This is a genomic window from Mesohalobacter halotolerans (assembly GCF_006120725.1).
GTDB classification, from domain to species: Bacteria; Bacteroidota; Bacteroidia; order Flavobacteriales; family Flavobacteriaceae; genus Psychroflexus; species Psychroflexus halotolerans.
Genome location: NZ_SWMU01000003.1, coordinates 473,976 through 490,468, shown reverse-complemented (window position 1 = coordinate 490,468; position 16,493 = coordinate 473,976). Strand labels below are relative to the sequence as shown.

Annotated in this window: 16 protein-coding genes and 1 tRNA gene; 9 read left to right on the top strand and 8 right to left on the bottom strand. The window is 34.7% G+C overall.

Annotated features, from left to right (window positions below; genetic code table 11):
- Positions 1 to 65: 65 nt before the first annotated feature.
- Complete coding sequence (thiL, locus tag FCN74_RS09320) at positions 66 to 1,115, bottom strand: thiamine-phosphate kinase (RefSeq protein WP_138932419.1); 1,050 nt, start codon at positions 1,113 to 1,115, stop codon at positions 66 to 68.
- 42 nt (positions 1,116 to 1,157) lie between these two features.
- Between thiL and FCN74_RS09315 the strand changes: the two genes are divergently transcribed.
- The 4 genes from FCN74_RS09315 to FCN74_RS09300 are packed head-to-tail and all read left to right on the top strand — an operon-like array spanning position 1,158 to position 5,783.
- Positions 1,158 to 2,567 carry a choice-of-anchor B family protein gene (locus tag FCN74_RS09315; RefSeq protein ID WP_138932317.1) on the top strand — a complete coding sequence of 470 codons (1,410 nt, stop codon included), beginning with the start codon at positions 1,158 to 1,160 and terminating at the stop codon, positions 2,565 to 2,567.
- Positions 2,564 to 3,925, top strand: coding sequence for a hypothetical protein (locus FCN74_RS09310; protein WP_138932316.1), 1,362 nt, complete (start codon positions 2,564 to 2,566; stop codon positions 3,923 to 3,925). The genes FCN74_RS09315 and FCN74_RS09310 overlap by 4 nt, the downstream gene beginning before the upstream one ends.
- Positions 3,926 to 3,929: 4 nt before the next feature.
- The gene (locus FCN74_RS09305) at positions 3,930 to 4,709 is read left to right on the top strand and encodes an MbnP family protein (RefSeq protein ID WP_138932315.1); all 780 of its coding nucleotides are present in this window, start codon (positions 3,930 to 3,932) and stop codon (positions 4,707 to 4,709) included.
- Positions 4,710 to 4,712: 3 nt separating this feature from the next.
- Positions 4,713 to 5,783 carry a cytochrome-c peroxidase gene (locus FCN74_RS09300; protein ID WP_138932314.1) on the top strand — a complete coding sequence of 357 codons (1,071 nt, stop codon included), beginning with the start codon at positions 4,713 to 4,715 and terminating at the stop codon, positions 5,781 to 5,783.
- Here the strand turns inward: FCN74_RS09300 and FCN74_RS09295 are convergent.
- The 5 genes from FCN74_RS09295 to FCN74_RS09275 form a co-directional block, all read right to left on the bottom strand.
- Complete coding sequence (locus tag FCN74_RS09295; protein WP_138932313.1) at positions 5,780 to 7,087, bottom strand: HTTM domain-containing protein; 1,308 nt, start codon at positions 7,085 to 7,087, stop codon at positions 5,780 to 5,782. The two genes, FCN74_RS09300 and FCN74_RS09295, sit on opposite strands and share 4 nt — an antisense overlap.
- Positions 7,084 to 8,019 carry a bifunctional riboflavin kinase/FAD synthetase gene (locus FCN74_RS09290; protein ID WP_138932312.1) on the bottom strand — a complete coding sequence of 312 codons (936 nt, stop codon included), beginning with the start codon at positions 8,017 to 8,019 and terminating at the stop codon, positions 7,084 to 7,086. The genes FCN74_RS09295 and FCN74_RS09290 overlap by 4 nt, the downstream gene beginning before the upstream one ends.
- A 6-nt stretch (positions 8,020 to 8,025) precedes the next feature.
- The gene (pth, locus tag FCN74_RS09285) at positions 8,026 to 8,592 is read right to left on the bottom strand and encodes an aminoacyl-tRNA hydrolase (protein ID WP_138932311.1); all 567 of its coding nucleotides are present in this window, start codon (positions 8,590 to 8,592) and stop codon (positions 8,026 to 8,028) included.
- Positions 8,593 to 8,739: 147 nt separating this feature from the next.
- The gene (locus tag FCN74_RS09280) at positions 8,740 to 9,414 is read right to left on the bottom strand and encodes a 50S ribosomal protein L25/general stress protein Ctc (protein WP_138932310.1); all 675 of its coding nucleotides are present in this window, start codon (positions 9,412 to 9,414) and stop codon (positions 8,740 to 8,742) included.
- Positions 9,415 to 9,434: 20 nt separating this feature from the next.
- Entirely contained in the window at positions 9,435 to 10,376 is a 942-nt protein-coding gene (locus FCN74_RS09275) for a ribose-phosphate pyrophosphokinase (RefSeq protein WP_138932309.1), read from the bottom strand.
- A 129-nt stretch (positions 10,377 to 10,505) separates the two neighbouring features.
- Between FCN74_RS09275 and FCN74_RS09270 the strand changes: the two genes are divergently transcribed.
- From FCN74_RS09270 to FCN74_RS09250, 5 genes are all read left to right on the top strand, one after another.
- Positions 10,506 to 10,587 (top strand) — tRNA-Leu (locus FCN74_RS09270).
- 286 nt (positions 10,588 to 10,873) lie between these two features.
- Entirely contained in the window at positions 10,874 to 11,431 is a 558-nt protein-coding gene (locus FCN74_RS09265) for an RNA polymerase sigma factor (RefSeq protein ID WP_138932308.1), read from the top strand.
- A complete protein-coding gene (locus FCN74_RS09260) occupies positions 11,428 to 12,120 on the top strand; it encodes a hypothetical protein (protein WP_138932307.1) in 693 nt (230 codons plus the stop codon). The genes FCN74_RS09265 and FCN74_RS09260 overlap by 4 nt, the downstream gene beginning before the upstream one ends.
- 76 nt (positions 12,121 to 12,196) lie before the next feature.
- Positions 12,197 to 13,288 carry a hypothetical protein gene (locus FCN74_RS09255; RefSeq protein WP_138932306.1) on the top strand — a complete coding sequence of 364 codons (1,092 nt, stop codon included), beginning with the start codon at positions 12,197 to 12,199 and terminating at the stop codon, positions 13,286 to 13,288.
- 79 nt (positions 13,289 to 13,367) lie between these two features.
- A complete protein-coding gene (locus FCN74_RS09250) occupies positions 13,368 to 13,748 on the top strand; it encodes a GxxExxY protein (RefSeq protein ID WP_138932305.1) in 381 nt (126 codons plus the stop codon).
- A 221-nt stretch (positions 13,749 to 13,969) separates the two neighbouring features.
- On the opposite strand, the gene rlmN is transcribed toward FCN74_RS09250, so the two are convergent.
- Together rlmN and FCN74_RS09240 are read right to left on the bottom strand one after the other, a co-directional pair.
- Positions 13,970 to 15,013, bottom strand: coding sequence for a 23S rRNA (adenine(2503)-C(2))-methyltransferase RlmN (rlmN, locus tag FCN74_RS09245; RefSeq protein WP_246062605.1), 1,044 nt, complete (start codon positions 15,011 to 15,013; stop codon positions 13,970 to 13,972).
- A 145-nt stretch (positions 15,014 to 15,158) separates the two neighbouring features.
- Complete coding sequence (locus FCN74_RS09240) at positions 15,159 to 16,373, bottom strand: cation:proton antiporter (RefSeq protein WP_171047154.1); 1,215 nt, start codon at positions 16,371 to 16,373, stop codon at positions 15,159 to 15,161.
- Positions 16,374 to 16,493 lie beyond the last annotated feature (120 nt).

Genomic DNA, 16,493 nt, shown 5'->3' with positions numbered 1-16,493 from the left:
ATTCTAAATGTATATTATAAATAAAATAAATGATTTAACCTTATGGTAATATGGTCTGTAAGGGTCTACTCCTGCTCAGGTATTGAAGACCAGCCTCTTGCGACCAGAGGTATTTGTTGCTCGGCTCTTGTGATAATGTGTTTACCTACATCTTCAGAGGTCATATGGCCAATGACAGAAAGATTTGGATTGGCTTTTATTTTGGGAAAGTCATCTTGTTTAATGGTAAAAAGTAACTCGTAGTCTTCACCGCCACTCAGGGCTATTGTTGTACTGTCAAGTTCAAACTCTTCGCAGCTTGAAATGACCATGGGATCCAATGGAATTTTTTCTTCAAACAATTTTACACCGACCTTAGACGAATTGCACAAATGCAAGATTTCAGAAGATAAGCCGTCGCTAATATCTATCATGCTGGTTGGTTTTACTTCCAGCTTTTCAAGGAGTTCAGGAATATCTTTCCTTGCCTCGGGTTTTAATTGACGTTCAATGATGTAAGCGTATGGTGATAGGTCCGGTTGATTATTTGGATTAACCTTAAAAACTTCATTTTCTCTTTTTAAAACCTGTAATCCCATATATGCAGCACCAAGATCTCCGGAAACCACCAGTAATTCATTTGGCTTTGCACCGCTTCTCTTTACTATATTTTCTTCTTCTGCAACCCCTATAGCTGTAACTGATATTTGCAGACCTTTGACCGATGAGGTCGTATCACCTCCAACCAAATCTACATTGTAGATCTCGCAGGCTTTTTGAATTCCGGCATAAATTTCTTCTAGTGCTTCGACAGTAAAACGATTTGAGCAAGCTATAGAAACCGTAATCTGGGTAGCTTCAGCATTCATGGCATAGATATCTGATAAATTGACAATTACTGCTTTGTATCCTAAATGTTTTAAAGGCATATAAGCCAGATCAAAATGGACACCTTCTACCAACAAATCGGTACTAATTAATGTATTGTCTTGATGTCTAACCACAGCAGCATCATCTCCTATGCTAAGTTTTGTTGAGGCTTGCGTTATGTTAAAATTTGTGGTTAGATGGTCAATTAATTTGAATTCGCCTAATTCTGTGAGTTTTGTTTTACTATTTTTGGGATTATCTTGCATTAAATCAATTTTTTGCAAAATTACAAGTTTTAAAGTTCTTAGATGAAGAATATACTGTTTTACATTAGTTTTGTTTCTTTTTTGGGTTATGGTCAAACACCTTGTGATAATGGCCTAGCTGGGTCATTTCCATGTAATGTTTACAACCTTCAATCTCATATTGATTTAAACACTTTAAATGCCGGGTCTGGCAATGATTCTTGGGGCTGGACAGATCCATTAGATGGTAAAGAATACGCGATTATGGGTTTGAATAATGGGACTGCATTTATTGATGTCAGTCAACCGACATCTCCTATATATCTCGGTAAACTACCTACCCACACCACAAATAGTCAGTGGCGTGATATTAAAGTATTCGGAAACTATGCATTCATTGTAAGTGAAGCAAGTGGTCACGGAATGCAGGTTTTTGACCTTACTAAACTTAGAAATGTAACAAATCCACCAATCAACTTTTCAGATGATGCTCACTACGATGGGTTTGGCAATGCACATAATATTGTCATCAACGAATCTCAGCCTTACGCCTATGCCGTGGGTACCCAGACTTTTAGTGGTGGGCCTCACGTGGTTGATATTTCAGATCCGCTGAATCCTGTTTTTGCTGGAGGTTATGCGAGTGATTTTTATACTCACGATGCTCAAGTGGTAACTTATAATGGTCCTGATCCAGATTACCAAGGTGAAGAAATTTATATTGGCAGCAATGAAGATGAAGTTGTAATTCTCAATGTTACTGATAAGACTAATATTAGTAATATTTCTACAATTTCTTACACAAATATTGGTTATACACACCAAGCATGGTTGACAGAAAATCAGCAATATTTATTACTTGGTGATGAAACTGATGAACTCAGTTTTGGATTTGATACACGCACCATTATTTTTGATTTATCTGATTTAGATTTACCGTCTGTACATTTTGACTACACAGGAAGCACAAGTGCTATTGATCACAATGGCTATGTCAAAAACGGATTATTTTACCTAGCAAGTTATACTGCTGGCTTACGCGTTATAGATGTGTCGGATATTAGCAATCAAAACCTAAACGAAATTGGCTTTTTTGACACTTTTCCTAATAATGATAATATTGGATTTAGTGGATTGTGGAGTGTTTATCCTTTTTTTGAGAGTGGAAATCTGGTCTTAAGTGATATTAATACAGGGTTTTATCTGGTTAGAAATTCGTCACTTTCAACAGAAATATTTGATCAAGCAGATGATATTAAAATATACCCCAACCCAGTCAGGACTTATGTAAATATATCGACAAGCAATGAAACCATACAAACCCTTAAAATATTAAGTCACTTAGGTCAATTGGTTTATGAAAAAAGTCAAATAAATAATCCTAATTATAGTATTGATGTTTCTGGTTTATCAAGAGGCTTGTATCTCATGAAAATAAATGATAAAATCAGTAAAAAATTGATAGTAGAATGAAAAGGATAATCCCGATACTATTTTTAATTTTCACCATATCTTCATGTAGTGAAGATGATACTGCTATTAATACAGAAGAGCCTGTATTTGAATTTGAAAACGAATTACAATCTTTAGTCACACTAGGTGGAAGTGAAGAAGATGATGCGCTATCTGTTGTGCAAACTATGGATGGTAATATTGCTGTTTTGGGTTTTACCCAAAGTAATGATGGAGATGTTACAGGAAAAACAACAACAGATAGTGACTATTGGCTACTAAAACTAGATTTAGAGCTCAATATTATATGGCAAAAAACCTTTGGAGGTAGCAGTGATGATAGAGGTCAAAAGGTTGTATCAACGACAGATGGTGGATTTTTAATCACAGGCTTTACAAGAAGTAATGACGGGGATGTCACAGAAAACTTTGGTTTTCACGATTTTTGGGCTTTAAAACTTGATGCGACAGGTAATATCATTTGGGAGAAAAGTTTTGGATTTTCTGGAAATGATCGTGCTTTTAGTGCTATCCAAACTTCAGATGGGGGTTATTTTTTAAGTGGTTTTCTAGATGTGAGTTCGAGTGGTGGAGCTGGAAATGATAACGGTAATGCTGAGCGTTCAGGATTTCCCTTTACTAGACATGGTGTTGGTGAATTTTGGGGCATCAAACTTGACCCTAATGGTCAAACCCAATGGCGTCGTTACTTTGGTGGAAGCAATAATGACCGATCTTATGATGTTGTCGAAGGACATGATGGCAATATCATCATGATAGGCAGTTCTGAGAGTAATGACTTTGATATTACAAATCCGCTTGGAAGCTATGACATCTGGGTAGTAAAAATAGATTTAGAAGGAAATCTGATTTGGCAAAAAAATTTTGGTGGAAGTAGTATTGAAATCGGCTACAGCATCACTAAAACTTTTGACGGAAATTATATTTTAACAGGCGATACCAGAAGTAACGATACAGATATTAGTAACTTTAAAGGGAATACAGATTATTGGACTTTTAAATTTACTGACGATGGTCAGATGCTTTGGGAAAATACTTATGGCGGAAGTGATTTTGAATCTGCAAGAGATGTGATAGAATTACAATCTAGCCAGATTTTAGTCAGTGGAAGTTCAAAGAGCAATGACAATCAAATTTCAGAAAATTATGGGCAAAATGATGTTTGGTTAGCTTTAATAGATGACAGGGGAAATCTGGAAAGTGAGTTGAGTGTTGGAGGCTCAAATTTAGACTTTGCTCAAGAGGCTGTTCAATTGCAAAATGGAGAAGTCATTGTCGTTGGAAGTAGCCAAAGCAAAGATGACCTTATCACTGAGAATAAAGGTGACAAGGACATTTTAATTATAAAAATAAAATAATACAATGATGAAACTTAGAATTTATATTACAGCTTTATGCATAGCTTTTTTAATAGCATGCAGTTCTGACAATGCTACAGACGTAGTAGATGATTCTCAAATTGAAGTTGGAGATTTAAAAATAAACTTTACCAACACGGTAGGCGATGAGCCACTGAATTTAAACACTCAAACTTATGTGAAAAACGGAGGTGAAACTTATAAAGTCAATGAGCTTAAATATATCATTAGCAATATTGTGTTGACCGATACAGAAGGAAATCAATTTGTTTATCCTCAAGCTGATAGCTATTTTTTGATCAATGAAGAAGTAGCTCAGTCAAAAACGATAACATTAGACAGTATAGATGCCAATAATTATACTTCAATTACTTTTGGATTTGGTGTTGATCAAACTAATTATCCGCTTAATGGCGTGGATAATTTTGTGCCCGAAGCAGAGGAAAGTGAGATGCTTTGGTCTTGGTCTGCCGGATATAAGTTTTTGAAATTTGAAGGGACTTATTCTACTGATGAGATAACCGATCAACCCTTTCTATATCATATAGGAAGTCATGGGCAAAATTTAGACAATTACCGTGAAATCAGTTTAAATTTCATGCAACCTTTGGCTTTGAGCGCATCTAATACACCCGAACTAAATATTGGTTTTGATGTTCAAAAGATTTTTAATTCAGATTTTCAGTTATTGCTATCCGATAAGGATGATATTCAAATCGATCCTGTGAATGCCCCTAAAATTGTTGATAATATCACTAATGCCTTTGAAATTATTTTAAATTAAAATATGAAATACTCAGTTTTCATATTATTAATTATCTTTTTGAGCGCTTGCCAAAATGAGGGACTTGATGAGTCCTATCAAAACCTTAATGATGAAAACTCGGATAACGAAAATATTTTTTTAGATTTAGAACTACCATCCAACTTTCCCGAGCCCACTTATGAAATTGAAAATAACAGACCTACTCAAGCTGGCTTTGAGTTAGGGAAAAAATTATTTTACGATGGTAAATTATCATCTACTGGTGTGATTTCTTGTGGGTTTTGTCATATTCAAGATTTTGCTTTTACCCATCACACGCATGTTGTAAGTCATGGCGTGAATGGTGCTTTAGGTACACGTAACGCACCGTCACTGCAAAATATGATTTTTATGGAAGATTTTAATTGGGACGGTAGCGTCTCTCATCTTGATGCTCAACCTATTGTGCCGATTACTACTGAATTTGAGATGAATGAAAGCATTACCAATGTGTTGACAAAACTCCAAAATGATGAGGAATATGTACAACTGTTTAATGCAGCATTTGAAAACGATACGATCGACACCCAAAATATGTTGAGAGCCATTTCTCAATTTGTAATGATGATGGTGTCTGCAGATTCAAAATACGATAAAGTCGTGCGTAATGAAGGTAGCCATTTTAATGAAATGGAAGAAGCAGGCAAAGCTGTTTTTGATCAAAAATGTGCGGGTTGTCATTCAGGAAGCCTCTTTACAGACCAAAGCTATCGCAATAATGGTTTGCCTATCGACCCACAATACGATGATGAAGGTCGAATGCGAGTCACTGGAGAAGAAGCAGATAAATACAAATTTAAAGTCCCAAGCTTGAGAAATATTGCGGTGACCTTTCCTTATATGCATGATGGGCGATATCAAACCTTAAGAGACGTACTCGACCATTATGATTCTGGTGTGGTTCAAACTCAAAATTTAGACAGTGTATTTATACAGGAAAATGGGCAATTAGGGATACCGCTTACAGAAATTGAAAAAGATGAAATTATTGCTTATCTCAACACCTTAACTGATGATAATTTTCTGTTAGACGACAGATTTTCAGAGTTTTAATCTTTGTGAAGCAAAACCCAATCATTGTGAAAAAAGTAATCCCATTTGGCTTGAGCCATGTTTTGTTTTGGATCAATTAATGGTTTGTACGGTTTACCATTTACACTCACTCTAGATCTGACATAAATTTCAATGTCATCGCCCTTACTTTGATATTCCTCTTTTAATCGTTGACAAAATTGCCAAACCCCGTCAGGTTTAGCCAACATACGTTGTTGCTTTTTGGTGAGGTAATCCTTTTTTTGGACATAAAATGTTTTGTTATTATCAGGGTTGACAATTTTTATCAATGTCGAAGAGGATTTTGTTCTTAGCATCATTCGCCAACTCATACGATGGCCTTCTTCTGTCCACAATACATCGCCTTCAATGAACCAATGCCTTAAGGGTAATGCAAACTGAATACACAACCAAATGATAATAAACCCAGTCAGACTTTTATGATAATTAGGGGCAACAACATCTGCTTTATCATAAAATGGTTTTGATTTTAAAAATTTACGATTGATAAATTCTTTCGGATAAAAAAACAAGGTAAAAGCCAAAGACATATACGGAAATATCCCAATATGAAAGATGAAGCTATTGAATAAGTGAAAGAAAACACTGATAAAAAACGCAAGGTTTCTAGTTTTCTTCCACAGTAATGCAGGCACGATGAGTAAATCGAAAAGGATACCAAAATAAGCAATTGAATAGTGAATCCAGGATTGCTGTAGTAATTCACCAACTAAATAAAAATGGGATTTGCCTTGCATAAGAAGTTTAGGCACGGTGGCATCTAGCCAATCTGGGTATATTTTGGCCACAGAGGCATAAGTGTAAACTATCCATAATTGAGCGATAATAAAAATAATTACCCAATTAGGCATGTGATGACATTTGAGTTTTGGATTTAGTTTTACATCAACCGATTTGTACCGATGAGCCGGAACTATGCTCATGAAAATAAGTAGTAAAATCAGTAAGTAATAGTGGTTATTATATGAGGTTTTTTGCATTAAATAGACCGCTGTCCACATTACTGTATAAAGAATAATATTAAGCCTATATTTATACCCAATCATAACAAATAATCCCGTCAAACCCATAATGATATAGTAGGCATACATCCAATCGCCAGGCAAAGGTTGCAAAAAGTCAAAACCAATAAAACTAAAGGTAAATTCAGGTTCAATAAGCGTACGTTTTATCCAACCTGTAGCAATCGCACCCCAAGCTTCAGCCGCAATCAAAAACCCAAAAATGATTCTAAATAAAATCAAAGGTGAATTGTCTACGCGCTTAAATAATATATTTTTCATCTGAGGGTTTTGATAAAATCTTTAGAATATTTTTCATCCTTTTGCATTGCAGATTTTAAAGCCTCTAAAGAATCAAATTTTCTTTCGTTTCTGAGGCGTTTTAATAATTGTATTTGAATTGTTTTATCATATAAGTTTCCACTAAAATCAAAGAAGTAAGTTTCAACAGATTTGCGATTATTGTTTGCAATCGTCGGATTGTGACCTATATTCATCATACCGTAATGCAATGCTGAATCGATATAAGCACTGACAACATAAACACCTTCTTTAGGAATAATTTTATAGTCTTCTTTGACTTGTAAATTTGCAGTAGGATAGCCTAAAGATTTTCCAAGCTGTTTACCTTTTACTACTTTTCCTGTCAGCACAAAAGGTTTTGATAAATAGGTATTGGCTAAATGAATTTGACCTTCAGTAATAGCTGATCTGATTTTTGTAGAACTTATGGCGACATCATCAATATCTTGTTTCGAAATTTCTTCAACTTCAAAATTATAAGTTTTTGCAAAACGTTTTAGATCTTCAATATTGGCCGTACGATTTCGACCAAACCTGTGATCGTAACCAACAATAACAACGGCAGCATTAAGATAATCAACCAGGTATTGTTTGACATACTCTTGGGCTTTTAATCTTGAAAATGTTTTGGTAAAAGGCTCAATGACCAGATGGTCCAGTCCAGTCTGGGACAATAAATTTATGCGTTCATCTATGGTATTAATAAGCTTTAGATCTTGTTTTTGTTGCAATACCATTCTAGGGTGCGGAAAAAAGGTCAATAAGGCAGAGTCTAGTTTTTTAGATTTGGCCACTTCGTTTAAGCGGTAAATAATTTTGCGATGCCCTAAATGTACACCATCAAATGTGCCAATCGTCACTACGGTTTGACGCTTGGATTTAAAACTAGATGCAGGTTTAAAAGTTTTCACAATAAATTATTTTCCATTAAAATCATTCATGGTATTATGAATGCCGGCAAGCCCAAAACTTATAATTGCTTTAGTGGCTTTATCTAAGCGTTCGTCCAAAGATTTTTTCTGTTCTTCATCCCAATGACCTAAAACATAATCAACCTGCTGGCCTTTTGGAAACTGACTTCCAACCCCAAACCTAAATCTGGGGTATTGGTTGGTGCTTAAAACTTCTTGAATATGCTTTAAACCATTATGTCCACCATGACTGCCTTTGCTTTTGATTCTTAAAGTTCCAAAGTCTAGATTGATATCATCTGTGACCACGAGAAGGTTGTTAAGTTCAATTTTTTCTTGCTGAAGCCAATACCTCACAGTTTTGCCGCTAAGGTTCATGTATGTATTCGGTTTAACTAATATAAAAGTTCGTCCTTTTTGTTTTAAAGTGCAAATGTCTGCAAGTTTTTCTGTTGTAAAACTAAGTTCATCTTGTTTTGCTAAGGCATCTAAAATTTCAAAACCTATATTGTGTCTTGTGTTTTGGTATTTTAGTCCTGGATTTCCTAAACCAACAATCAAAAATTTCTTCATTACTTACAAAACGTATTAATATTCAAATTTAATTTAAAAAATAGAATAGCTAAAAAACTAAACCACAAATTCTGTGGATTTGATATAAAATAAAAGCTGTCTTAAATCAATTTAAGACAGCTTTCAAAATTTATTAAAAGAAATGATCTATTCTTCTTTTTTGTCTTCTCCTTCAGCTTGGTTATCACCATCGCCTTCTGTAGCTTCACCTTCTTCACCTTCACCTTCTTCACCTTCACCTTCTTCGTCTTCCTCAGTGTCAGGTTCTAAGAGTTCAAGGTTTCTAGGTGTTCTTACTTGACAAATCACCGTGCTATCAGGGTGAAGGATTGTATAATCATCACTCTTTACAGAAGCAGCATCCAATTTATCACCAATCTTAAGTGGAGTAACGTTTGCTACAATATAATCTGGTAAATCCTTGGCAAGGCCACGAACCTCCATCCTTCTTAGGTTAAATCTTAAAACACCACCATTTTTAACACCTTTTGGTGTACCTTCAGCATGGATTGGTATTTCCATAGTAATTTCCTGATCGTCTTCAAACTTATAGAAATCCATGTGAAGGATTTCATCTGTAACAGGATGAAATTGAATATCCTGTAAAACAGCATTGGCTTTTTTGCCGTCTAGCACTAAATTGACAGTGTGAACATCTGCTGTGTAAACTAAATCTTTGAAGGCAATGCTTGGTGCTGAAAAATGCGTGACATCATTCCCTCCGTATAATACGCAAGGAATCTCTCCAGCATTACGTAAGGCTTTTGTCGCTTTTTTGCCTACGCTTTCTCTTTTAGATCCATTGATCGTAATTGATTTCATAGTTGTTTAATTGAATTGATTTACATTAAAAATTTTGAACTTATTGATTCATTGTGGTGAACTGCTTTCATGACATCTGCAAATAGAGCCGCTGAACTTACCACTTTTATTTTTGCACTCTGTTGTCTTAAGGGGATACTATCTGTAACAATGAGTTCTTCTAGCTTTGAATTTTCTAGTTTTTCATAAGCATTACCGGATAAAACAGGGTGCGTACATACTGCCCTCACACTTTTTGCTCCGCGCTCTATCATCAAATTGGCTGCATGGGTTAATGTTCCAGCTGTATCTACTAGATCGTCAACCAAAACCACATTTTTCCCTGTCACATCTCCAATCAATTCCATATGAGAAATAACATTAGCCTTGGCTCTTTGCTTATAACAGATAACAACGTCAGATTCTAAAAATTTAGAATAGGCATAAGCTCTTTTTGAACCACCCATATCTGGTGAAGCTACTGTGAGATTATCGAGTTGGAGTCCTTTTAAGTAAGGTAAAAATATAGTTGAAGCATAAAGATGATCGACTGGTTTTTCAAAAAAGCCTTGAATTTGATCAGCGTGTAAGTCCATGGTAATGATGCGAGTTGCTCCAGCGGTTTCAAGCATTTTAGCAATCATTTTTGCAGCTATAGGGACACGTGGTTTATCTTTACGATCTTGTCTAGCCCAACCAAAATAGGGCATAACAGCTGTGATATGTCTAGCAGATGAACGCTTAGCCGCATCCAGCATCAACAACATTTCCATTAAATTATCACTATTAGGATTTGTGGATCCAATAATAAAAACCCGCGTTCCTCTTACAGATTCTTCGAAAGATGGCTGAAATTCCCCATCACTAAAATTAAGCCGATTAATTTTGCCTAAAGGGATTCCATAAGAATGTGCTATGGCTTGCGCTAGGGCTTCACTTTGTGAACACGGAAAAATTTTAGCAACTTTTTCTATTTCAGACATCTTAAATAATACTTACCAAGTTATTTATGGTTTGCAAAAGTAAAAAATAATTTCAAGCTTTTGCGGTTTCTTTTGCTTAATTTCTAATGCTAATATCTCATTTTTTTTCTATTTTTGCAGTCCAAATTTGCTCAAGTGGCGGAACTGGTAGACGCGCTGGATTCAAAATCCAGTTTCTTCGGAAGTGCGGGTTCGATTCCCGCCTTGAGTACTTTTTATTCCCAAGAATAATTTTTTATACTTGGGAATATTTTTTTGTTGTCAAATGAAATTTAATCTAATTTTTGAGTAACTAAATTTTTGAATATTTGGATTGTTTGGTTCGAAAATATATCAATTTGGTGTACAGTAATGGGTTCCCCCGAAGCTTCGGGGGAATTTTTAATCTATGGAAAAGCTGGTTTCAATTAGAAACCAGCTTTTTTTATAAAAATTTACTTACACCAGACCACCCTTTTTAAGTATCTTACGTCTTTATAAGAAAGACCCTATTTTTTTTGAAAGTTGTTAATCTACATGCCGAACATGATAAGCTTATTAAAAAAGCGCAAAAACAAGATCGCGTTTCTCAATTTCGCTTATACGAAAAACATGCGCCAAAAATGCTTGGGGTGATCCGCTATTATATTAAAGATTTACAACATGCGGAAGATATCTTACAAAATGCCTTTTGTAAAGCTTTTATCAATCTAAAAAGTTATCAATTTAAAGGCAGTTTTGAAGGTTGGTTAAGGCGAATTGTTGTGCGTCAAAGTATTGATTTTTTAAGGCAGCAAAAGAAAATGATGATTCCTACAGAGGATTTTTCGTATTACAAAACCGCTGAAAATCCATTAGATGAGGTCAGTGACATCTCGCATATCCAAAAAGCTATTGACCAACTACCTGCGGGTTACAAAACTGTGTTTTGCCTATATGTTTTAGAAGAATTTAAGCACAAAGATATTGCTGAGTTGCTAAATATTGATATTGGGACATCAAAATCTCAGCTCTATAAAGCCCGTAAAATGTTGAAAGATGAATTAAAGAAAGACCAATTAAAATCGTTGAAATGAAAATTTCTCAAACCGAACATAAAATTAAAAAAGAGTTAGCTCAAAGAAAATTGACACCAAGTCAAAACCTTTGGGATAATATTGAACAGAAATTAGACAAAACGTCAAAACCTAAAAAGCAAAAGTTTTGGTTGAAATATGCCAGTATTGCAGCTGTCTTGTGCATTGGGTTTTTGGTTTATCAGGGATTAAAATCAGATAGAACTAATTCAACTCAGATGGTTTTAGAGTCTAAACCTATCATTGATAACAATATAGAATTAGAATTTAAGACCTCAACAATTAATTATGTGGCCTCAACTCCTGAAATACAAAACAAAACTATTTCAAATGTCAAAACCCGAATTGTTGAAAACAATGCAACCGTCAAAAACACGATAGTTAATGAAGAAAAACCCTCTATTGACACTGAGGTTGAAAACTTGTTAAGTCAAGCTCAAAATGCTTTGGCTAAAGCTAAAAAAGAAAAACAGTTACGCAAAGAAGTCAATGCCCTTCTGGCTAAAGCTATGAAACAAACACAAGATATAGAGCAAAAACAAATATTGCAAAACATGCAAGCCACAATACTTTTAGCTGAAGTTGAAGCCGAAATTGAATTACAAAAACCCAAAAATCTCAAAGATAAAATTTGGGAAGCACTGGTGTCAAACTTAAATGATATCAAAGAAGTCGTCGCTCTAAATTAAAATTTAAACAACTGAAAAACAGATTTTTATAAAAACTGAATAGCCAAATTTATGTCTCATTTTAAAATTAAAACCTATGAAAACCATTAAAAAATTACCTATCTTATTATTATTTAGTCTGTTTTGTTATAGTAATTATGCACAAGATACGACTCAAGTCAAACTTGACGATAAAGCCAAAATGGAGTTGGCAAAATTGGAAAAGAAACTCCAGGAGATTGAAACTGAGGAAAAGAACAAGCTCAAGAAAATAATTTCAGAATTAAATGCTCAGCAAGCCAAAGATTCCTTGTACAGCTCTAAAGATTTTGAGACTATAAAATTAGAAAATGCAGAACGCATTGCCCAGAATATTAAAAACAGACAAGCCATTGTTCAGAATCAAATTGACTTTTTAAAGCGAAATGGATACCTATCTGATGAAGTTTCAATAGATAATAATGATAAAGAAGATAATAGAATAGAAAGTATAGAAATATCCAAAGGACGTATAGATTTTTCATGGAAAGATGAAGATGATAAGAAATACCGCAACCGCACCCAAAGCGATCTTATTTTTGCTTTTGGTTTAAATAATGCTATACCGAGTAATGGTGGAATAAACGACTCACCTTTTAAAGTTGGCGGCAGTCGATTTTTTGAAATCGGTTACTTATGGTCATCGCCTTTAGATAAAAAGAACTTTTTTCGACTGGATTACGGATTTTCATTTCAGTTTAATGGACTAAAGCCTGAAGACGATTTGATCTTTTTTGAAGATGGCGAACAGACCGTTCTCGATAATTTTGAAAGAGATGGTCAGGTGATTAATTTAGATAAGAATAAGTTCAGACAGGATAATCTCATCTTTCCGGTTCATCTCCAGATCAATACGAAAAAAAGTAGTAATGGAGATTATTATACCAGAAGTGGGTTTAATTTAGGTTTTGGGGGATTTGTAGGATTGAACCTCAATAATATTCAAAAGCTGAAATATGACTTTAACGGAGATGACGAGAAAGATAAATTCAAAGACGACTACAATACCAACAATTTTCTATACGGTTTAAGTGCTTATGCAGGATTTGGAGATGTTAATTTGTATTTCACCTACAGCTTGAATCCAATTTTTGAAAATAACCCGGTTGATATCAATAATGTTCAATTGGGTTTAAGGTTTGCGTTTTAAGTTTTTTTATTTAAGAAATATGCACCGCAGAGTCGCAGAGATCGCAAGGTTATTTTTTATAATTTTATTTTAATATTTAATCGTACACGAAAATAATATATCTTCAAAAGTCATTGGTGCAGCAATCGAGGTTCACAAGCAACTCTGGCCTGGTTTGTTAGAGAAGACATACGAAGCATGTCTTTTATATGAATTAGAAGAACAAGGTTTAGAGGTAAAAAGACAAATGGCTTTACCCATAGTTTACAAAAAAGTAAAGCTCAATGCCGGTTATAGAATTGATCTACTTATTGAAAATAAAGTGATTGTGGAAATAAAAAGTGTTGAGGCTTTAGTTGATATTCACACAGCACAACTTCTGACATATCTAATATTAAAAGATTTAAAATTAGGATTACTTATAAATTTTAATGAAGTCCTATTAAAAAATGGGATTCGAAGAATTGTAAATAACTTGTGAAAGAAAATCACTCAGTATTCTCTGCTCTCTGCGATAAAAATCAGATACAGTGATTAAAATTTTATGACTGTTAATTAAACCGCAGAGACTTAAAGAGCACAAATTTTTATAATTGAGATCTATAATTTTTTATAATTGAGATTTATAATTAATAGAATTTAAAAATAATTAGAAAGTAGAGTATTTAAACATAGCGAACTTTCCGACTTTGCGGTGAGAATTTATTTTTTATTAGCCAGCTGACCACAGGCCGCATCAATATCCTTTCCTCGGGAATGCCTTAGAGTCACCGTCACACCGTGAGCTTCAAGTGTAGTTACATACTTGGCCACGGCTTTGTCGTTGGCTTGAATAAAGTTATCTTCGTCTATTGGATTGTATTCTATCAGGTTAACTTTGCATGGAATGGCTTGACAAAATTCTACCAAAGCTTCAATATCAGCCTCTGTATCGTTAATGCCTTTCCAAACTATATATTCGTAGGTCACTTGTTTTTTGGTTTTGGCATACCAATATTCTAAAGATTCTTTTAAAGCATCTAGGCTAAATTTGGCATTAAAGGGCATAATTTGCGTGCGCACTTCATCTCTGGCAGAATGCAGAGACACAGCCAAGTTGAATTTCACTTGATCATCAGCCAGCATTTTAATCATTTTTGGAACACCTGAAGTTGAAACGGTGATGCGTTTGGGAGACATGTTTAAGCCGTCTTCTGAAGTAATTTTTTCAATAGATTTCAAGACATTTTTGTAATTCATCAGCGGTTCGCCCATACCCATATAGACAATATTACTCAATGGTCGATTATTGTAATAGCGGCTTTGTTCGTCAATTGCGACCACTTGGTCGTAAATTTCGTCTGGATTAAGATTTCTGAGACGTTTGAGTTTTGCGGTTGCACAAAATTTGCAGTCTAAGCTACAACCCACTTGAGAAGACACACAAGCCGTGGTGCGGTTTTCTGTAGGAATCATCACGCTTTCTACCACAAAGCCATCGTGGAGTTTTACAGCGTTTTTTATCGTTCCATCTTGACTGCGTTGTTGGGTATCGACTTTGATGTTATTGATGACAAAATTAGCCTCAAGCATGGCTCGGGTGTCTTTAGAAATATTTGTCATATCTTCAAAATCGTAGCAGGCTTTATTCCATAACCATTCGTAAACCTGATTGCCTCTGAAAGCTTTATCGCCATTAGACACAAAGAATTCTCGTAATTGGTCTTTGCTTAAAGCGCGTATGTCTTTTTTGTCTGTCGTTTTCACATTGCAAAGGTAGGGAATGCGTGTTGTATTGGAAAATTTATTGATAAATGCAAGATTTAAATCAAATATTCCAAAATGATTAATTGAAAATAGCATAGCTATTTTTCGCAAAGTCGCGGAGTCGTAAAGACTTTTTTAATTAATATTAACTCGGTAACAACTTTTCTACCAATTTCCCAATACTTAAACCTTGCACTAAAATGGCAAAAATCACAATGATAAAAGTGATTTGAACGATGATGTTTCCGTAAGTTGAATCAGATAGACTAAAAGCCAAAGCCAGAGAAATACCGCCTCGCAAACCGCCCCAAGTTAATATAGCTGAAGTTTTAAAAGTTGAATATTCTTTGTGTCTCAAAAAACTATAGGGTAAAAACACGGAGAAAAAACGTGAAAATAAAACCAACATGATAGCGATAAGCCCTAAAATAATGACGGTATTGTCGAAAGTAATAAGATGCAATGACAAGCCAATTAAAACAAACAAGACCCCATTGAGAATTTCATCCAAAATTTCCCAAAAGTTATTGAGTTGAGAGGTATAAATTTTATGTTTGTGATGATTAATATCTAATTTGTTTCCAATAATCAAACCCGCGACCACCATAGCTAATGGTCCTGAAATATGCAAGAGTGAAGCCACCGCATAACCGCTCACGACTATGGCAATACTCATCATAACAGCCAGATGCGGGTTGTCTTGAGTAGCTTTGATGCTGTAATATCCTATAAAACCAATCAACGCGCCAAAGACTAAACCACCAATGGCTTCTTCAAGAAATAACAAGCCAACTTCCTGCCCAACTTCAGCATTAATTTCGGGATGTTTGAGTTGAGCAATGAGTAACATCGCAGAAAATACCACTACGCCTACACCATCATTAAAGAGCGATTCGCCTTCTATTTTCATCTTCAGGCTTTTTGAAATATCGTATTTTTTTAAAATCGCCAGAACAGCGATAGGATCAGTTGGGGAGATGAGCGCTCCAAAAACTGAAGCATAAGTAAAAGCAAAATCAATCCCCAAAAGTTGAGCAGTAAAATACACAAGACTTCCGACTAAACTGGTCGATATCAAAACGCCAAGACTAGCAAATAGTAATACTGACCAACGCTCATGTTTTAAATCTTTGATATTGACATGCAAAGCTCCGGCAAACAACAAAAAAATCAACAGCGAATCCATAATTAATTTGTCGAAATTTGAATGGATAACCAAATCACAAAAAAATCGGTAGACTTCAGGAAAAATATCTTGAATAGAAATCAAAATGAATACGCTAATTAGACTCATCATCATTAGCGCGATAGTGTTGGGAAGCTTTAAAAATTTATAATTGATAAAGCTAAATAAAGACACTAAGGCTATGATAATACTAAAAGACTAAAACATAAGATTTTCAATTGTTGATCAATACTATAGACTTAATTTTATATTTTCGACAAATTTTGTCTTAATAGTCAATTTATAAATTACTAA

Bases quoted from the DNA above. Each gene is read 5' to 3' on its own strand.
- thiL (WP_138932419.1), bottom strand. From the start codon at position 1,115: ATGCAAGATAATCCCAAAAATAGTAAAACAAAACTCACAGAATTAGGC.
- FCN74_RS09315 (WP_138932317.1), top strand. From the start codon at position 1,158: ATGAAGAATATACTGTTTTACATTAGTTTTGTTTCTTTTTTGGGTTAT.
- FCN74_RS09310 (WP_138932316.1), top strand. From the start codon at position 2,564: ATGAAAAGGATAATCCCGATACTATTTTTAATTTTCACCATATCTTCA.
- FCN74_RS09305 (WP_138932315.1), top strand. From the start codon at position 3,930: ATGATGAAACTTAGAATTTATATTACAGCTTTATGCATAGCTTTTTTA.
- FCN74_RS09300 (WP_138932314.1), top strand. From the start codon at position 4,713: ATGAAATACTCAGTTTTCATATTATTAATTATCTTTTTGAGCGCTTGC.
- FCN74_RS09295 (WP_138932313.1), bottom strand. From the start codon at position 7,087: ATGAAAAATATATTATTTAAGCGCGTAGACAATTCACCTTTGATTTTA.
- pth (WP_138932311.1), bottom strand. From the start codon at position 8,592: ATGAAGAAATTTTTGATTGTTGGTTTAGGAAATCCAGGACTAAAATAC.
- FCN74_RS09280 (WP_138932310.1), bottom strand. From the start codon at position 9,414: ATGAAATCAATTACGATCAATGGATCTAAAAGAGAAAGCGTAGGCAAA.
- FCN74_RS09275 (WP_138932309.1), bottom strand. From the start codon at position 10,376: ATGTCTGAAATAGAAAAAGTTGCTAAAATTTTTCCGTGTTCACAAAGT.
- FCN74_RS09260 (WP_138932307.1), top strand. From the start codon at position 11,428: ATGAAAATTTCTCAAACCGAACATAAAATTAAAAAAGAGTTAGCTCAA.
- FCN74_RS09255 (WP_138932306.1), top strand. From the start codon at position 12,197: ATGAAAACCATTAAAAAATTACCTATCTTATTATTATTTAGTCTGTTT.